16 protein-coding genes are annotated in these 17160 nt (G+C 68.8%); 11 read left to right on the plus strand and 5 right to left on the minus strand.

The window, feature by feature from the left end:
• Positions 1–265: 265 nt before the first annotated feature.
• Entirely contained in the window at positions 266–643 is a 378-nt protein-coding gene (gene tnpA / locus AB0J16_RS37980; protein WP_358548964.1) for an IS200/IS605 family transposase, read from the minus strand.
• Positions 644–696: 53 nt separating this feature from the next.
• On the opposite strand from tnpA, the gene AB0J16_RS37985 reads away from it, so the two are divergent.
• From AB0J16_RS37985 to AB0J16_RS38010, 6 genes are all read left to right on the plus strand, one after another.
• On the plus strand, positions 697–2010 hold the full coding sequence (locus tag AB0J16_RS37985; RefSeq protein ID WP_358548966.1) for a transposase: 1314 nt from the start codon (positions 697–699) through the stop codon (positions 2008–2010).
• Between the two features lie 25 nt (positions 2011–2035).
• On the plus strand, positions 2036–2362 hold the full coding sequence (locus AB0J16_RS37990) for a hypothetical protein (protein ID WP_358548969.1): 327 nt from the start codon (positions 2036–2038) through the stop codon (positions 2360–2362).
• Positions 2359–3294: a hypothetical protein gene (locus AB0J16_RS37995; RefSeq protein ID WP_358548971.1), complete on the plus strand. Its 936-nt coding sequence runs from the start codon at positions 2359–2361 to the stop codon at positions 3292–3294. Before AB0J16_RS37990 ends, AB0J16_RS37995 begins: the two co-directional genes overlap by 4 nt.
• Before the next feature lie 109 nt (positions 3295–3403).
• Positions 3404–3868 carry a hypothetical protein gene (locus AB0J16_RS38000; RefSeq protein ID WP_358548974.1) on the plus strand — a complete coding sequence of 155 codons (465 nt, stop codon included), beginning with the start codon at positions 3404–3406 and terminating at the stop codon, positions 3866–3868.
• Positions 3869–3987: 119 nt separating this feature from the next.
• Positions 3988–5427 (plus strand): aldehyde dehydrogenase family protein, encoded by a 1440-nt coding sequence (locus AB0J16_RS38005; protein WP_358548976.1) that lies wholly within the window; start codon positions 3988–3990, stop codon positions 5425–5427.
• A 17-nt stretch (positions 5428–5444) separates the two neighbouring features.
• Entirely contained in the window at positions 5445–6323 is an 879-nt protein-coding gene (locus AB0J16_RS38010; RefSeq protein WP_358548979.1) for a tetratricopeptide repeat protein, read from the plus strand.
• A gap of 8 nt (positions 6324–6331) precedes the next feature.
• Here AB0J16_RS38010 and AB0J16_RS38015 read toward each other — a convergent pair whose 3' ends face one another.
• Complete coding sequence (locus AB0J16_RS38015; RefSeq protein ID WP_358548982.1) at positions 6332–6964, minus strand: response regulator transcription factor; 633 nt, start codon at positions 6962–6964, stop codon at positions 6332–6334.
• Positions 6961–8100: a sensor histidine kinase gene (locus AB0J16_RS38020; RefSeq protein WP_358549298.1), complete on the minus strand. Its 1140-nt coding sequence runs from the start codon at positions 8098–8100 to the stop codon at positions 6961–6963. The genes AB0J16_RS38015 and AB0J16_RS38020 overlap by 4 nt, the downstream gene beginning before the upstream one ends.
• Before the next feature lie 127 nt (positions 8101–8227).
• On the opposite strand from AB0J16_RS38020, the gene AB0J16_RS38025 reads away from it, so the two are divergent.
• Both AB0J16_RS38025 and AB0J16_RS38030 read left to right on the plus strand, forming a co-directional pair.
• A complete protein-coding gene (locus AB0J16_RS38025; protein ID WP_358548985.1) occupies positions 8228–9019 on the plus strand; it encodes a type II CAAX endopeptidase family protein in 792 nt (263 codons plus the stop codon).
• A 660-nt stretch (positions 9020–9679) separates the two neighbouring features.
• On the plus strand, positions 9680–10936 hold the full coding sequence (locus tag AB0J16_RS38030) for a helix-turn-helix transcriptional regulator (RefSeq protein ID WP_358548988.1): 1257 nt from the start codon (positions 9680–9682) through the stop codon (positions 10934–10936).
• Between the two features lie 401 nt (positions 10937–11337).
• Here the strand turns inward: AB0J16_RS38030 and AB0J16_RS38035 are convergent, their stop codons facing one another.
• A complete protein-coding gene (locus tag AB0J16_RS38035) occupies positions 11338–11859 on the minus strand; it encodes a helix-turn-helix domain-containing protein (protein ID WP_358548991.1) in 522 nt (173 codons plus the stop codon).
• A gap of 82 nt (positions 11860–11941) precedes the next feature.
• On the opposite strand from AB0J16_RS38035, the gene AB0J16_RS38040 reads away from it, so the two are divergent.
• The 3 genes from AB0J16_RS38040 to AB0J16_RS38050 all read left to right on the plus strand — a co-directional run bounded on the left by AB0J16_RS38040 (position 11942) and on the right by AB0J16_RS38050 (position 16480).
• On the plus strand, positions 11942–12949 hold the full coding sequence (locus AB0J16_RS38040; protein WP_358548993.1) for a GlxA family transcriptional regulator: 1008 nt from the start codon (positions 11942–11944) through the stop codon (positions 12947–12949).
• 136 nt (positions 12950–13085) lie between these two features.
• Complete coding sequence (locus AB0J16_RS38045; RefSeq protein WP_358548996.1) at positions 13086–14282, plus strand: TDT family transporter; 1197 nt, start codon at positions 13086–13088, stop codon at positions 14280–14282.
• A 101-nt stretch (positions 14283–14383) separates the two neighbouring features.
• A complete protein-coding gene (locus tag AB0J16_RS38050; RefSeq protein WP_358548998.1) occupies positions 14384–16480 on the plus strand; it encodes an acyl-CoA dehydrogenase in 2097 nt (698 codons plus the stop codon).
• Here the strand turns inward: AB0J16_RS38050 and AB0J16_RS38055 are convergent.
• The gene (locus AB0J16_RS38055) at positions 16477–17151 is read right to left on the minus strand and encodes a class F sortase (protein ID WP_358549000.1); all 675 of its coding nucleotides are present in this window, start codon (positions 17149–17151) and stop codon (positions 16477–16479) included. The two genes, AB0J16_RS38050 and AB0J16_RS38055, sit on opposite strands and share 4 nt — an antisense overlap.
• Between the last annotated feature and the right edge of the window lie 9 nt (positions 17152–17160).

Genomic DNA, 17160 nt, shown 5'->3' on the forward strand with positions numbered 1-17160 from the left:
CACGGCCCGCCGAGGCTCCACCGCTGGTGGTCCCGTCAGTGTCCCTGCCAGTAGGGTTTGTGTTTGGCCATTTCATGACGAATATCCCACCCCTGACGGAGACCACCACGCTGCACAGGCTCGTGGAGTACGCTGGCGCCTCGGGCGACTTCTACCAGAATGTGGGCCAGTGCTCCGGTGTTCACGCCGGGGGTGAAGGCTCATATGGGAGTGCCCGCCAGGGCGCGAGGGTGCCCTGATCTTTCAGGTTTGTCGGCAGTTTCACTCAGACAGGTTGTTTCTGCTGCTCGATGTATTCCGTGAGTATGGTGAGCGGCGCCCCGCCGACCGACCCGGCGAAATAGGCGCCAGACCAGAAATGTCCGAGCACGCTGTATTCCTTGCGAAGTATCCGGGCCGAGACCTCTTTCAGCGAATTGGCGAGTTTGGACAGGGCGACCTTGGTTGGGTGGTGGACCAGCAGGTGGACGCGGTCGTGCTCGCCGTTGAACTCGCGCAGTTCGACCTCGAAGTCGGCGCATACCTGGCGCATGAGTTGGTCGCCGCGGATCGGCATCTCGTCGGTGAACACCCCACGCCGGTACTTTGTCACGAGCACCACATGAGCATGGAGGTTATAGACGACATGTCGCCCCCTTCTCACCTCGGGGTTCGAATTTCATCGCGGTGACATAAACCAAACGATATGATCAGTGCGTGGAGAAGGTGAAGCGGACTCGTGCGCACGTGGCGCGCTTGGCGTTGGACAAGCGGCAGGCAGCCGTCTTGGACGGCCAAGCCCACACCGCGCGTGCCGTGTGGAACCTGCTTCATGAGTTCGCGACCTTCCGTCAGGGCCGGTTGGCGTCCTTGAAGGAGTGCGACGCGGCGATTCGGCAGGCCCGCCATGAGATCGGGTGGATGGGGCTGCTGCCCGCTCAGGCCGCGCAGGCCGTGCTGAAGATCTACCGGCAGGCGTGGGCGAACTTCTTCAACCCCGACCACCCGGCCGAACGCCCGACGTTCAAGGACCGCTTGCGGTCTCGGATGGCCGTGGACGTCCCCCAATCCCGCGACCTGCAGATCGCCAGGATCAACCGCAGGTGGGGCGCGGTGAACCTGCCCAAACTCGGGCGGGTGAAGTTCCGGTGGACCAAAGACCTGCCCGGCCTCACCAAGAGCGGCCCTCACGGCAGGATCACCGGGGCTCGCCTGGTGAAACAAGCCCACGGGTGGACCATCGCCTTCCGTACCGAACTGCTCGTCGCCGCCCCCGTGCCGCACACCGGGCCGAAGGCCGGCATGGACCGGGGCATCGCGGTCCCCCTGGCCCTGTCCACCGGAGGACACCTTCGGCACGGCCCGTGGCTGTCCAGTGGGCAGCGCGAGCGGCTGTTGCGTCTGGAGCGCAAAAGCGCCCGTCAGCGTGCCAGCCGCGGCAAAGGCGACCCGGTCTCCAACCGGGAACGCCGCACCTACGACCAGATCGCCCGGCTCCGCGCGACAGCCAAGCGCCGAGCCGTCGACTGGCAGCACCAGCGCACGACCGACCTCGCGCGGCGGTTCAGCGCGATCGTGGTCGAAGACCTGAACATCACCCACATGATGGCCTCGGCGTCCGGGACCATGCAGCAGCCGGGGCGTGGCGTCGCCCAGAAGCGGGGCCTGAACCGCTCGATCGCGGGTCAGGCGTGGGGCCGGACGGTGGAGTTGCTGACCTACAAGGCCGCCGACCGCGGCGGCTTGGTCGCCAAGGTCGACCCGCGCGGCACCAGCCAGGAGTGCCACCGCTGCCACACCACCACGAAAGGATCACGCGAAACGCAGTCGCGGTTCGCGTGCAAGAACCTGGCGTGCGGATGGATCGGCAACGCTGATACCAACGCCGCCAGAAACCAGCTTCATCGGTACAACTCTGCCGCCGGACGGGCGGTCACAGGACGTGGAGACTCCGCGATAGCGGGGCCGGTGAAGCGTCAAGCATCCTGTCCCACAGCCTCGCCCGCACCCGCGCCGCGAGCTGCTGCGTAAGCAGCACAGGAACCCTCCATAATTTATGTGGAGGAGCACGTCAAGACATGCACTACGACCTCGACTCGACTTCGCCCACGCGCTCGGCCACCCGGACCTGGCGGTCCACGGCCTGCTCAAGGCCGCCTACCGGGGCCGGCTGGTCACGCGATGGCTGAACGGGCGCGGCCGCCTGACCGTACTGGAGGTCAGCTACCGGGGCATGGACTTCCGCGACCGCCCGCACACCTGCCGCGGCCGCGTAGTCTCGGCCGACGGCGAGCGGGCGGAGCTCGAACTATGGGGCGAAGATGACCAGGGCCGCCGCACCACTCTCGGCCACGCCGAGATCATCTTCAAGGAGAGCCGATGACCACCCTTGCCGACCTGCACGCCCTGATGGCTCGCCTGGGACATCCGGTGGTGACCGCCCCCGCGCCCTCCGTGTCCCGGTTCGCGGACGGCGCTCCGTACCGGTTCGAGATTCCCAGCGTGGAGGGGCCGGAGGTCCTGGAGGCCGTCGTCGCGGAGGGGGACCTCCTGAACGTACCGGTGCACCGGACCTCGCAGGGCAGCGGCGTGATGATGCTGTCGGACGCGGAGATCACCCGCATGGCGCGTATCGGCGCCGAGCGCGGCATCGAGATCAACCTGTTCCTCGGCCCGCGCGCCGCCTGGGACACCGGCGGCCAGGCCAAGGTGACCCAGGCGGTCGGCGCCGCGGCCAGGGGCAACGCGATGGTCGCCGCCTGCGTGGCCGATGCGCTGCGGGCCTGCGAGCTGGGCATCCGCAGCCTGCTCGTCGGCGATCTCGGCACGCTGGAGGTGCTCACGACGATGAAGGCCGACGGCGCGCTCCCGTCCTCCCTGGTGCTGAAGACCTCGGTGCTCCTGCCGCTCACCAACGGCCCCACCGCCACGATCCTGGAACGGCTCGGCGCGAGCACGCTCAACGTCGGCACCGACCTGACCGTCCCGCACCTGGCCGAGATCCGCGCCGCCACCGGCCTGCCGATCGACCTGTATCTGGAGGTACCCGATGACCAGGGCGGATTCGTCCGCTTCTACGAGGCGGTGGAGATCGTCCGGGCGACGGCCCCGGTCTACCTGAAGATGGGCCTGCGGAACGCGCCGAACATCTACCCGTCCGGCGCCCACCTCGGCGCGGTGCCCCGCGAGCTGGGCCGGGAGCGAGTACGCCGAGCGGCACTGGTCCAGCGACTGCTGGAACAACTCGACCCCGACCTCGCCAAGCCCTCCACCTCGGCCCAATCCCCCTCGGACCTCGGCATCCCACAGCCATAATGACGGCCACCTGGCACTTTGCCCCACTCGCCTGGGTGCGGCCCGTTCCGATCCTGGGTAGCTACTCTCTGAACATGAATGAATGCACAAAGTAGCTAGCGAGGAATCTATGGGACTTCCACAAGGACGGTTCTCCATCTACCGGGGCACGGAGCTACACCCCCAGAGCCGGCTGGACTTCGCGTACGGCACACAGTCCGCCGTCGGCCACCCTTCGCGTCTGGTGGACACCAAGTGGCTGTGCTGGGGCGCCGTCGATTCCGCCCAGGCGCGCTTCCGCGTGGTAGACGGTCAAGAGGAGGACGGCGGCTGGAGCTGCCTGATGAAAATCGACGACGGCCCCTACGCCGGCTACTGGCTGGACTCCAGCGACGGTTACGTCTGCGCCGTAGGCTCCTCCAGCCAGCGGTGGAGGTTCGTGGGCGGCGGCGACCAATGCGAATGGTGGCAAGACGCACGGCCGGTAGTGATCAGCGACCACAAGCCCGCCTCCAACGTGGGCAGCGGCCAGCAACTGCGCGCCCAGCTCGGCGCCACCCCGCAGATGTACACCATCAGCCGGATCGACGGCTGAGCGCCGGTCGCCAAACCCTGCCCATCGTGGTCACAGCAGCTTCTGCGATCACGATGGGCACCCGGCGCACCGCAGTGCCCGCTAGCCGGTGCGAGACAAGCAAGCATATGCTTGGCCACGTGGCTGACTATCGCAACTTGATCGGCGGCAAGCTCGTCCCGGCCGTCGACGGCAAGACCATGGACTCCGTCAACCCGGCCACCGGCGAGGTGTGGACCAGGATCCCGGCGAGCGGCCCCAAGGACGCCGAGGCGGCCGTGGCGGCCGCCCAGGAGGCGTTCCCCCGCTGGTCGGCCATGCCGGCGCTGGGCAGGGCGCACTTCCTGCGCAAGGTCTCCGAGCTCTTCGTCCAGCACGCCGAGGAGCTGGCCAGGCTGGAGACGCGCGACAACGGCAGGATCCTGCGCGACACGCTCAAGAAGGACCTGCCGGGCATGGCGCACCTGTGGCAGCTCGCCGCGGGCCAGTGCCTGGACGCGGTCAAGGGCGACACCGTCATCCTGGGGCCCGACGCACTCGGTCTGACGCGGCGCGAGCCGTACGGCGTGGCCGTCTGCATCATCCCGTGGAACTCCCCCATCTCGACGTTCTCCGCGAAGGCCGCCTTCGCCCTCGCGGCCGGCAACACGGTCATCGTCAAGCCCGCCGAGCAGGCGAGCGTGTCGGTGCTGCGGCTGGGCGAACTGCTGGCGGAGGTGTTCCCGCCCGGCGTGCTGAACATCGTCAGCGGCCTGGGCGAGGAGGTGGGCGACGCCCTCGTACGGCACCGGGGCGTCGGCAAGATCAGCCTCACCGGTTCGACGGCCACCGGTCAGGCCATCACCCGGGCCTCCGCCGACTCTCTCAAGCCGATGACCTTCGAACTAGGCGGCAAGTCGCCAAATATCGTCTTTCCTGATGCTGATCTGGAGGCGGCCGCCCAGGGCATCACCGTGAACTCCATCTTCACCGGCAACGCCGGGCAGGTCTGCGTGGCCGGTTCGCGGATCCTCATCCACCGGTCCGTCTGGGACGAGGTGCTGGAGCGTACCCGGCAGATCGCGGAGAGCCTCATTCTGGACGACCCGCTCGACCTGGCGACCACGATGGGCCCGATCGTGTCGGCCGGCCAGTACGAGCGCGTCCTCTCCTACCTGGAGGTGGCCGAGAAGGAGGGCGCGGAGCTGGTGTTCGGCGGCCGGGCGGGCGCCGAGGTGGTGCCACATCTGCCCGGCGGCTACTGGGTGGCGCCCACCCTCTACACGACCGGCGACAACGCGCTGCGCATCTGCCAGGAGGAGATCTTCGGGCCCGTGGCGGTGGCGATCCCGTTCGAGACGGACGAGGAGGCGCTGACGATCGCCAACGACTCGCCGTACGGGCTGGCGGCCGGTCTGTGGACGCGTGACCTGCGCCGCGCCCACCGGTTCGTCCGCGATCTGCGCAGCGGGACGGTGTGGGTGAACACCTTCCGGCAGATGCCGCCGGGGCTACCGTTCGGCGGCGTGAAGGACAGCGGCTACGGGCACGACTCGGTCCTCGAATACACCCGGGAGAAGGCGGCCATCATCCAGATTTAGTTAGATAGATTCTCATCATGAGCGAGGGGATCAACGAAAAGCCGGAGCTTTCCGAGGCTGCCGCACAGTCTCGGGCCTCGGTGCTGCGCAGCCGGGCCGAGTCGTACATCGCGCTGTCGAGACACGACGCCGCCATCGCCGATCTTACGGAGTCGATCGCGCTCGTGCCGGACAATGCCCGAGCCTGGCGGCTGCGCGGTGAGAGCCACCGGATCATCGAGCGCTACGAGGCCGCGCTGTCCGACTTCGACGAGGCGCTGCGGCTGGAGCCGGACAGCGGGTACGCCCTGGGCTCGCGCGGCCAGGCGTATGCCTCGCTCGGCCGCTTCGAGGAGGCCATGGCCGACTTCGAGCACGCGCTCACCCTCTCGCCCGAATCGCTGTGGATCCTGGAGGCGAAGGCGGACACCCTCGCCGATCTCGGCCGCCTGGACGAGGCGCTGGAGGAGCACGCGAAGATCATCGCCCTGAACGAGGAACTGGCGTACTCATGGCTGGCCAGAGGCGAGCTCTACCAGCGCATGCACCTGTACACCGAGGCCATCGACGACTACACGCGGGCGCTGGAGGTGGAGCCCGAGTACGTACGGGCGTTCAGCAGGCGCGGTGAGGCGCTGCGCATGGTCGACCGCTACGACGAGGCCCTGACCGACCTGAACCGGGCCATCGACCTCGACCCGGACAACGACCGGGCGCTGGGCAGCCGTGGGGCGGTGCTCAGCGAGATGGGCGACAACGAGGGCGCGGTGAAGGACCTGGACCGGGCGATCGAGCTGGACGAGGACTACATCTGGGCATACCGGGTGCGGGGCGAGGTCCTGCAGGAGATGGAGCGGCACGAGGAGGCGGTGGCCGACTTCACCCGGGCGCTGGATCTGGAGTTCGGCGACTCCTGAAAGGCCCTTTACGACCTGGACAGGTGCAGTGCGAGCTGGGTGCGGTCGCGTAGGCCCAGTTTGCGCAGCATGCTCGACACATGGTTCTTCACCGTCCCCTCGGTGATGAACAGCCGGGCGGCGATCTCCCGGTTGGCCGCACCCACCGCGATCATCCTGGCCACCTCGAGTTCCCGGCTCGACAGGAGCTCCTGGCCGCGAAAGCGGCTCGGCTCGCGCGGCTGCCCGCGCAGCTCGGCCACGAGCCGGGCGGCAACGGGTCCGTCGAGCACGGTCTCGCCCTCGTACGCCTTGCGGATGCCGTCGACCAGCTCCTCGGGCGAGCAGTCCTTCAGCAGGTAGCCGCGGGCTCCGGCGCGCAGCGCGCCGAAGATGTACGCGTCCTCCTCGAAGGTGCTGAGCACCAGCGCGGCGACGCCCGGGTGCTCGGCGGCGAGCCGGGCGGTCAGCTCGACCCCGTCCATCCGCGGCATCCTGGCATCGACGAGCACCACGTCGGGGGCGCAGTCCGGCATGGCGGCCAGTGCCTCCCGGCCGTCGGCGGCCTCGCCCACCACCTCGATCCCGTCCTCGATCTCCAGCAGCTTGCGCAGTCCACGGCGCATGAGCTCCTGGTCGTCCACGAGCAGTACGCGGATCATGACCGGGCCACCGGCACCTCGGCCCGCAGCTCGAACCCGCCGTCGCGGGCGTTGGCCGCCAGGAAGCTGCCGCCGACGGCCCGCACCCGCTCGGCCAGCGAGGACAGGCCGAACCCGGCCGCGCGCGCCGTACCCTTGCCGTCATCGTCGATCGTCAGCACCACCCGATCCTCGCCGAAGTTCAGGCGGGCACGCACCCGGCGGGCCTCGGCGTGCCGCAGCGCGTTGGTGAGCCCTTCCTGGAGTACGCGGTAGAGGACCAGCTCGGAGTCGGGGTCGATGCGGCGTTCGAGCCCGTCGACCGTGAAGCCGACCTCGATGCCGGTGCCCTCGAAGGACTGGGCCAGCTGGCCGAGCGCGGCGCTGCCGAGCCGGCCGTCCAGCGCGAGGGGGCGCAGCGCGCGCACCCAGCGCCGCGTCTCGGCCAGTGCCCGCACGGTCATCTCCTTGGCCTGGCCTACCTCTTCCCAGATCAGGTCCGGACGCCGTTCCCGGTAGCGTTCGGCGTTCTCCAGGTTGATCTTGATCACGGTGAGCTGGTGCCCGATCGAGTCGTGCATGTCCCTGGCCATCCGGGCGCGTTCCTCGGCCACGGCCAGCTCCCTGATCCGCTCGATCAGCCGCTGCGCCGCCGCGCGCTGCCGGCCGGCCTCGAGCAGGGCGGAGGTCATGGCCAGGGAGAAGACGGCGAGCAGCGTCATCGGCATGACCTGGTCGAGCGCTTCGCGCCAAGTGGCGCCGAACAGCACCAGGATGGACGCGCCCACGGCGAGCAGGTAGATCGCCGTGATCACGATGGCGCGGCGCATGTCGTACACGAAGGCCAGGTTCACCATCGCGACGAACACCAGCGCGATGTGCCACCCGCTCAGGAACTGACCGACGAACAAGATCACCACCAGGAGCCCCGGGGCGGCCAGCTTGCGCACGGGGCTCGCGTCGGGGCTCCACGGCATGACCAGCCAGAGCGCCGCCACCAGCGCCATCAGAGCGGCGAAGAGCCCGAGGCGCGGCCATCCGGCGGCGGATCCGGTGGTGGATTCCACGGCGGCCCCGACGCCGCCGACCAGGACCGTCGCGAAGACCGACCAGAACACCACCGACAGCAGGGCAGGCCGACCGGGGTCGCGAAACATCACATCTGGGGACCCTACGCGGCTGTCCACCCCCGCGACATCCCCCCAGCGACACGGTACTTCGGTCATGCCCGGATCTACCCCATGCTCGATGTGCGCACTGACGAGCGGGTTTTAGCGTGCCGCCATGCGAAACCTCGGTGCTGTCCTTGTCACGATCGCGATGCTGTTCGCGGCCATCTTCGGAGTCGCCGCGATCGGCAACGTCCTGTTCGACGGCTCACAAGCCCTGGCGCCGTTGATCACGGTGCTGGTGCTCCTCCTGTTGTACGTCTATCGACGCTTCGTGAGCCATCGCCCGTGGTCCGGCCTCGGGATGACCTTGACGTGGCGGGCTCTACCCCAAGCGCTGCTCGGCATGGCGGTGGGCCTGGCCCCCCTGCTCGCGGGCAACGCCGTGTCCGTCTGGGCGGGCGCGGCGACCTGGCAACCGCCGGCGATCGAGTCGCCCCTCATGCTGCCTCTTGCCATCGTCCTGATCATGCTGAGGGCCTCGTTCCCGGAAGAGCTGCTGTTCCGGGGCCATCTGTACGACACGCTGTCCGACCGGCTCGGGCCCCGCGCCGTTCTGGCGATCACCACGCTGTCCTTCGGCGCGATCCACATCCTGTCGAGCAGCCCCGCCTCGGGGATCGCGGAGAAGATCCTCTTTGTCGTGCAGGCCACCGCGCTCGGGCTACTGTGCGGGGCGGCCCGGGCGCGAACGGGAGCGGTGTGGATGGCGGTGGGCGTGCATACGTCGATCTACGTGAGCAGCGGCGCGTTCCCCACCCAAGAGATCAACTATGGGGTGCAACTCGCCCTTCAGACCGCCGCTCTCGTCCTGGCCGCCATCTTGGTGCTCAAATTCCCGGCTGGCCGCGGCCGGGTGTCCGGTCCCGCACGCGGTTCCGGACGCTTGCTCGACCCATCGGGCTGATCAAGCAACGGATGTCGCCTAGCCGCATCTGTACCCGCGGTCGTCCCAGCAGGAGTCAGCCGCGGCCACGCTGACCGACAAGCCCTCTCGTTGGCCTTTTGGAGAAGTGTCAGTGATCTCTTCGAAAGCGATCCCGATGAGCCTCTGGCCCACCTGGTCGACAAGCTGAAATTCCGTACAGCTTGGAGCGCATGCCTGCGAGGCGGGCGACCACCCCGCCTCGACGAACGCCTTCCGCAGCTCATCACGTCGAAGTTCCGGGCTCACCAGAACGGACAGTGCGGCACCGTTGTTGGCGGAGTCGCATCCGTTCCATTCGTCAACACTCACACGCTTGCCCGATGGCAGAACGGCCCCGACCGCCTTCAGATACAGAGCGTTCTCCCGGTTCGCCCGGTCTACGCATTCCTGGCCGCCACCGTACATGCCCTCATAAACGGGGCTACAGCCGATCAGACTGCATGCCAAGACCATCAAGGCACTCGCTGTGCAGAGCCTCCTGGATGGTCGAATCGAGCGATGTAACCCCATGGGGCAAAGTAGATCATCTGTCGAGGAGGCTGGCAAAGCGCTGCGTCCCCGCGCCGATTCGCCGCAAGAGACCGGTTCCAGGCGGCTACTCTCAGAGAAGGCCCCACAACCCCCAGAGGTGTTCTGGATATGGCGACCGAATCAGCGCTGGGCGACAATTTGGCGCGCATCCGGGTGAGCAAGGGATTCACCCAGGAAGAACTCGAAGAACGCTCGGGCGTCAGCGTGTCCACGATCCGCAAGCTCGAACAGAACGACCGCAAGAGCGCTCGGGTTTCCACCCTCCGCAAGCTGGCGCAGGCGTTGGACGTGCGGACCTCAGAGCTGTTCCGGCCTTCGCCGGAACCGGTGTCGCCCCAGGACGAAAGTGTGCACGCCGATCTTTTCGCCCTGCGGCGCACTCTCCAGCCGATACGCGGTCTGACAGGCGTCCACATGCCTGATCTCGACGGGCCGGTCACGTACGAGACCGTTCGGGCGTCCTTCCTCGCCGCCAACGGGCTGTACCGCGAGGACGATTACCGCGCGGTGGTGCAGACCATCCCTTCGCTGCTTCTGGAAGCGATGACCTTGGTGGCCGAAGCGAATGATGCACCGTCGGAACGTGCGGCCAGAACGCTGCTGTCCCAGACCTTCCAGTTCTCCGCGCAGGCACTGATTCAACTTCAGCAGTACGACCTCGCTTATCAGGCGATCACCGAAGGCATCGCGCACGCGGAACTGGCCGATGACGCGTTGCTGGCCGCGTGGCACGTCTTCAACGAGTGCTGGCTCTTTCTCCGTGAGGGGCGCTTGGAAGACTCCCGGCGTGCGGCGCTTTCGACGGCGCAGGCGATCGAGCCTCGCTTCTCGACCGGGAATCCGGCCGAGTTCGCCACGTGGGGATGGCTACTGCTGTGGGCCTCCGCGGCAGCCGTACGGAACAACCAGGGCGACGAAGCCGATGACATGCTCACACTCGCGCAAGCGGGTGCGCACCGAATCAGCGAACAAGAGCTCCAAGCTCCGCCGCTGTGGGCAGCACGAGGAGCATCGACCTTCGCCGGCTTCTCCCCCGAGCTGATCCAGATCAAGGCTGTGGAGTACGCCGTGGTGCGTGGCGACCATTCACGGGCGTTGGAGATCCACAACACCGTACGGCTGTCGAACCGGCTGTCCAGCAGCACGAAGCACCGTTACATGCTCGACGTCGCCAGCGCCAACGCCTCCGCACGGAACGCGGCGGAGTCCTGGGCGATACTTCACGACCTACGGACTCGGGTGCCGCACTGGCTCAAGTATCAGTCGTTCGCCCGACGTGTCGTGGATCAGCTCATTGAGGACAGATCGCGGGCACTTCGTGCGGACCAGGCCGAGATCGCGACATTCCTGGGTGTCGAGTCCTGATCGAAGTGCCACCAAGTGTGGCAGGTGTCGCTCGGAGGGTCTCCATGTGCCACATCACGTCCCTGGAGTGGCACGTAACTCTCCGTGATGCTTGGTGGCATGTCAGCCACTCCCCCGGAAACCTTGAACTCCGGCTCCGGCAGCCAGGCCCCCGCCGCCGCGGAGCAGCTCAGAGATGAGCTTGAAACGCTGGGTATCCACGCTGATGTTCACGAGGGTTACGGGATGGCTCTCGTGTCGGTGTGGGTCGGCCTGGTCGTCTGGTGCGACGGTGAACGCTACTGGTGGCGTACGGGATGGGACACCCGGCGCAGGCGCGTGCTTTACGCCTGGCATCCCGCTGCCGAACCCGTCCGGGCTGCTCGCCGGGTGGCCTTGCGGTATGCCGATCTACGCGCGAATCATCCGCTGTCCGAGGTGATCGCCGACGTCATGTCCGGCAGCGGGGCCCCAGCAGCCGACGGCGCGGGATGAGTGAGCCTTGGACGGTCCGCCTCCTGCGGCACGGTCACCAGTCCGCCTCCCTCAAGCGATTCGCCGCACTCCGCGCAGACGATCCGCGTCTGCACCTCGGCGCCGCACGTGTGCAGGAACCGCGGTGCAGGCGGCGGGTTCCGGAGGTGCCGGATGCCCCATTCCCGGAGCCCGATCAGCACCGGCTCCAGCGCCTGCCCCGCGGCCGTCAGGTGGTACTCGGAGCGGGGAGGGCGGTCCTGATACGGGCGGCGCTCCAGGATCTCCGCGGCCTCCAGGGACCTCAGTCGCTTGGTGAGGACGTCCCGCGGCGCTCCGGTGTTGGCGCGGATGTCGGCGTAGCGCCGGACGCCCATGAACACCTCACGCAATACCAGGAGCGACCAGCGCTCTCCTACCAGGTCGAGGGTCCCGGCGATGGGGCAGGCCCGTGGCTGGACATCGGTCACACCGCGATCGTAGTCGGTTTGTTTTACGAACTCACTACGCCTAACATCGGCGACACCGCATCGCAGGTCCGGAGGGCATCCGATGAACCCCAGACACGCCGGAACCGGCTCACTCCTCGTCACGATCTTCGTCTTTCCCGGAGCCCGACTGCTGGACGTGACCGGTCCGATCGAGGTGTTCACTTCGGCGAACGAATTCGGCGGCCACTACCGGCTGAACCTGGTGTCGGCCGACGGCAACGAGGTGACGACCTCGGCGGGCACCCGGCTCAGCGTCGACATGGCCATCGAGGGCGCGCATGAGACCAGCGACGTCCTGGTGATACCCGGAGGTCCGGGCTGGGACCAGCTGATCAGGGACGACGCGCTGCTGGACATGGTGCGCAGGCTCGACGCGAACTCTCGTCGTACTGTCTCTGTCTGCACCGGCGCCTTCCTGCTGGCCGCCGCCGGCCTGCTGGACGGCCGTCGCGCCGCCACCCACTGGCGCCACTCACGGGATCTCGCCCTGCGTTTCCCCGCCGTCCAGGTCGAGTCCGACGCGATCTTCGTCCAGGACGGGAAGGTGATGACCTCGGCCGGGGTGAGCGCGGGCATCGACCTCTCACTGGCTCTCGTGGAACAGCACTGTGGAGCCGAAGTGGCCCGCGCGGTGGCCAAGGACATGGTGGTCTTCATGCAACGGCCCGGCGGGCAGTCCCAGTTCAGCGTGCGCGCCCGTGCTCCGCACACTCGCCAGGAGATGCTCCGCCGGGTGCTGGACGCCGTCGCGGAAGACCCTGGTGCCACCCACACCCTGTCCGCCATGGCTCGCAGAGCCGGCATCAGCTCCCGTCACGTGACCCGGCTCTTCTACGACGAGATGGGCACGACACCGGCCCGGTACGTGGAGCAGATCCGGCTGGAAGCGGCGCAGGCGATGCTGGAGACCGGCGACGATCCCATGGCGGTGATCGCCCGCCGCACCGGGTTCGGCTCCCCCGAGTCACTACGCAGAGCATTCGTCCGCAATCTCAAGGTGACTCCAGGCGTGTTCCGGGCGCGTTTCCACACCACCGGAGTGGCGGACCCGCTCCGTGGCATGTCCTGATGTGAGGGCGTTGTGGCACACGCTGCTATCCGCCGGCGACGGGCGGCCGCCATACCGTGAAGCCAACGGGCCGACGGACTTGGCCGCGGCCCGCGATGTGCTGGGCTGGGGCCCTCCGGCCGGCCGGTTCACGACGGTGATTCCCCAGACGAGGAACGAGGCGTTCTACGCCGTGACATCCCACCCCAGCAGTGCCCGAGCCATCCAGACCGAGGGCGACGTGGACCCCGGCCGCCCCTCGCTGCCCAGGGCGAACGCGACAGGTCGTGCGCTGTTCGGCCCCAACTGGTTCGCGGCCGTCATGGGCACCGGCATCGTCGCCAACGCGGCGGTCACCCTACCCCGAAGCTTTCCCGGGCTGCTGGTCGCCGCCACGGTGGTCTGGTCGGGGGCCGGCCTGCTGCTCGTCGTGCTGACGGTCGGCTACGTCTGGCAGCGGGCGCTGCGCCTGCACGCCGCGGATCCGATGCACGCTCAATTCTTCGGCGCGCCGGCCGTGGCGCTGCTCACGGTGGGTGCCGGGGCACCGCAACTCGGTCAGCCGGTGATCGGGGCGCAGGCCGCGCTGAACGTGGACTGGGCGCTGTGGTCGCTCGGCACCGCACTCGGTCTCGCCACGGCCTGTACGGTGCCGTACCTGATGGTCACCCGGCACCGCTTCGCACCGGACGCGGCGTTCGGTGGCTGGCTGATGCCGGTGGTACCACCGTTGGTCTCGGCCACGACAGGCGCGCTGCTCATCCCGCACACGCCTGCCGGACAGCTGCGACTGGCCCTGCTGCTGGGCTGCTACGCGATGTTCGGGCTCGGCCTGGTGGCGGCACTGCTGGTGCTGGCCATGGTCTACAGCCGCCTGGTGCACCATGACGCGCCCAGTGGTGCGATGGTCCCCACGGTGTGGATCGGCCTGGGGGCGCTGGGCCAGGTCGTGACAGGGCTGGGGGCGCTGGCCACAGCGGCGCCGAGCGCGCTGCCCGAGCCGTACGCGCACGGCGCGGCGGTCATCGCGCTGCTGTGCGGAGTCGGGGTGTGGGGCTTCGCCATGCTGTGGCTGGCACTCGCCGCGGCGCTGACCGTACGGGAGTTTCGAGCGGGGCTACCCTTCGCGGCCACCTGGTGGTCTTTCATCTTCCCCCTCGGTGCCTGCGTCACCGGCACCGGGGCCCTCGCCGCCCGTACCGGCTCGCAAATGTTCGTCTGGGTCGCCGTGGTCCTCTACGCGCTGCTCGTCGCCGCGTGGGTCGTGGTGGCCTGCCGCTCACTGCGCCACACCGCCGCGCACGCGGGCAGGCCGGAGAGGCGGGCGGCGCTGTTTGCGGACCCCATGCGGTAGGCTCCCGCGGATCGCGGCCGGCGTAGCACGACGCCGACTGTGCGTGATCTGTTGCCTCTGACCTCTGGAGATCCACCCACCTGGCTTCTAGATTCGGTCGCATGGGCATCGGGCTGACCGAGGAACACCGGGCGCTGGCCGCCTCCGTACGCGGGCAGGCCGAGCGGTCCACGGCGCTGGCCGCACAGGCCGTGCTCGGGCTGCACCTGCCCGAGGAGTACGGCGGGCAGGGCTACGGGCTGCTTGAGCTGGCCGTGGCGCTGGAGGTGCTCGGTGAGCGGCGCGTGCCCGGCGCCTACCTGCCGACCGTGCTCGCCTCGGCGGTGCTGGCGCGGTCCCGGGGACCGAAGGACCTGCTCGGCGGCCTCGCCGACGGGTCGCTCAGCGCGGCGGTCGCCCTGCACGGTACGGCCGACGGCGACGCGCTGCTCGCCCTTGGCTCCTCCAAGGCCGACGTCTTCCTGCTGCCGGTCGGGGACGGGGAGTGGTCGCTGTTCGAGTGGCAGGACGTCACCGCCGAGCCGTTCGACAGTGTGGACCTCGACCGGGCCGTGTGCTCGATCGTGGGGTTCGCCGGGATGCGGAAGCGGCCGCTCGGCGTCGTACCGGTGCGCGAGGTGGCCGCCGTACTGCTGGGCGCGGACTCGTGCGGGGTGGCGGCGTGGGCCGTGGAGACGGCCGCCGAGTACGCCAAGGCGCGCGAGCAGTTCGGGCGGCCGATCGGGCAGTTCCAGGGGGTCAAGCACCGGGTGGCGGCGGCGCTGGTGGCGCTGGAGCAGGCACGCGCCGCCGTCTGGGACGCGGCCAGGGCCATGGACGAGGCGGTCCCCGCCGCGCCGACCCTCGGTCGTAAGCGGGTCACGAGCGGACCGGCCCCGAGTCGTACCGGACTGTGGACGGTTGACGATGAGGCGCGGCTGGCGGTCGGGGTGGCGGCGGTGCTGGGCCCCGACGCGGCCGTACGGTGCGCCGCCGACGCGATTCAGGTTCTCGGCGGCATCGGCTACACCTACGAGCACGACGCGCACCGCTACTACCGCCGGGCCCTGTCCGACAGGATGCTGGCCAACGATCCGGGCGTGTGGGCCGAGAAGGTGGCCGAGTTGGCCGCGTCAGGGGTGCGGCGGCGCCTGGAGCCTGATCTGCCCGAGGAGGCGGCGAAGGTACGCGACACGATTTGGGCAGAGGCGGCGTCCCTGCGGGCGTTGGAGCGGGAAGCCAGGCTGGGGAGGTTCGCCCGGGAGGGGTGGATCATGCCTTACCTCCCGAAGCCGTGGGGCCGGGCGGCGTCACCGTTGGAGCAGGTGATCATCCACCAGGAGTTCCGCGACCTCGGCCGCCCGAACCTCGGCATAGCGGCGTGGGCCGTGCCCTCCATCGTCAAGTACGGCACCCGCGAGCAGGCCGAACACTTCCTGCCCAGGACGTTCACCGGCGAGATCGTCTGGTGCCAGCTCTTCAGCGAGCCGGGCGCGGGCTCCGACCTGGCGAGCCTGTCGACGAGGGCGACCCGGGTGGAGGGCGGCTGGTCCCTGACGGGCCAGAAGATCTGGACATCCCTCGCCCAGTACGCACATTTCGGGATATGTCTGGCGAGGACCTCGCCCTCGAAGCCCAAGCACCAGGGCATCACTTACTTCCTGGTGGACATGGCCACGCCGGGCATCACCATCCGGCCGCTCAAGGAGATCAACGGCGAGGAGATCTTCAACGAGGTGTTCCTGGACGACGTGTTCGTACCCGATGATTTGGTGGTCGGCGAGGTCGACGGCGGCTGGCGAGTGGCCCGCGACACGCTGTCGCACGAACGGGTCGCGCTCGGCGACTCCTGGGGCCCCGGCTCCCAGCACACCGACATGATCGAACTCGTCGGCAAGCTGCCCGACCTGCGGCAGTCCCAGCGCGAACAGGCCGGCCGCCTCTGGGCGGAGGGTCAGGCCATCTCGGCGCTCGGCCTGCGCGTGACGCTCTCCCAGCTCTCGGGCACCGACCCGGGTACGGCCCCCAGCGTGCGCAAACTCCTCGGCATGCGCCACGCCCAGGCCGTCTCCGAATACTGCTGGTCGCTCGACCCGTCGAACGCCCGCTGGTCACGGACCATCCTGACCACCAGGGCGTTCACCATCGGCGGCGGCACCGCCGAGGTCCAGCTGAACATCATCGCCGAACGCGCCCTCGGCCTGCCCCGCGACCCTTAGCTCTTGAGATGGTACGGCGCCGCGAGGTGGGCGAACACGATGGTGTTGTCCCGGTAGCTGTGGGCCTGCCGGTCAAAGGTCCCCCCGCAGGTCACCAGCCGCAGCCCCGGATAGTCGATCTTCCCGTACACCTTCTTGGTGGGGAAGCTCTTCTTCGGCGTGTGCTCGACCCGGTCCACCACGAACACGGCCACGGACCGGTCGGCCCGCAGCACCTGCACCTGCTCGCCGCGCCTGACGTTCTTGAGTCTCGCGAACACGGCCGGGCCGCTCTTCGTGTCGAGATGGCCGGTGATCACGGCGGCGCCGCGCCCGCCGGGGACGGCGCCGTAGCGGTACCAGCCGGCGAGGTTCGGCGGGTCGAAGGGCGGGTTCTGGATCGCCCCGGCCGCGTCGAGGCCGAGCTCCATCAGCGGCGCCGACACGCCGATCGAGGGGATGTAGACGGCCGTGGGCCGCGCGGCCTTCATCGGCTTGGCGACCTTGTCGAGCGGCACGTTCAGGGACGGCAGGCTCGTGGCCTTGAGTGCGTGGGGCACCTGGGGTCCGGCGGCCGCCACGGGCTCGGACGCGCCGTCGCCGAGCAAGCCGTTGATCCCGAACCCGATCAGCAGCACCCCGGCCAGCGACACCACACCCGCCCCGGCCCAGATCAGCTTCGAGCCAGCCACCGTCTCACC

The sequence above is a fragment of the Nonomuraea sp. NPDC049750 genome (assembly GCF_040659625.1).
In the GTDB taxonomy this organism is placed as follows: domain Bacteria; phylum Actinomycetota; class Actinomycetes; order Streptosporangiales; family Streptosporangiaceae; genus Nonomuraea.

What these genes read in the sequence shown, in the direction of transcription:
- AB0J16_RS38025 (WP_358548985.1), top strand. Translation starts at nt 8,228, where the DNA reads ATGCGAAACCTCGGTGCTGTCCTTGTCACGATCGCGATGCTGTTCGCG.
- AB0J16_RS37990 (WP_358548969.1), top strand. Translation starts at nt 2,036, where the DNA reads ATGTGGAGGAGCACGTCAAGACATGCACTACGACCTCGACTCGACTTC.
- AB0J16_RS38015 (WP_358548982.1), bottom strand. Translation starts at nt 6,964, where the DNA reads ATGATCCGCGTACTGCTCGTGGACGACCAGGAGCTCATGCGCCGTGGA.
- AB0J16_RS38000 (WP_358548974.1), top strand. Translation starts at nt 3,404, where the DNA reads ATGGGACTTCCACAAGGACGGTTCTCCATCTACCGGGGCACGGAGCTA.
- AB0J16_RS38050 (WP_358548998.1), top strand. Translation starts at nt 14,384, where the DNA reads ATGGGCATCGGGCTGACCGAGGAACACCGGGCGCTGGCCGCCTCCGTA.
- AB0J16_RS38020 (WP_358549298.1), bottom strand. Translation starts at nt 8,100, where the DNA reads ATGTTTCGCGACCCCGGTCGGCCTGCCCTGCTGTCGGTGGTGTTCTGG.
- AB0J16_RS38040 (WP_358548993.1), top strand. Translation starts at nt 11,942, where the DNA reads ATGAACCCCAGACACGCCGGAACCGGCTCACTCCTCGTCACGATCTTC.
- AB0J16_RS37995 (WP_358548971.1), top strand. Translation starts at nt 2,359, where the DNA reads ATGACCACCCTTGCCGACCTGCACGCCCTGATGGCTCGCCTGGGACAT.
- AB0J16_RS38010 (WP_358548979.1), top strand. Translation starts at nt 5,445, where the DNA reads ATGAGCGAGGGGATCAACGAAAAGCCGGAGCTTTCCGAGGCTGCCGCA.
- AB0J16_RS38030 (WP_358548988.1), top strand. Translation starts at nt 9,680, where the DNA reads ATGGCGACCGAATCAGCGCTGGGCGACAATTTGGCGCGCATCCGGGTG.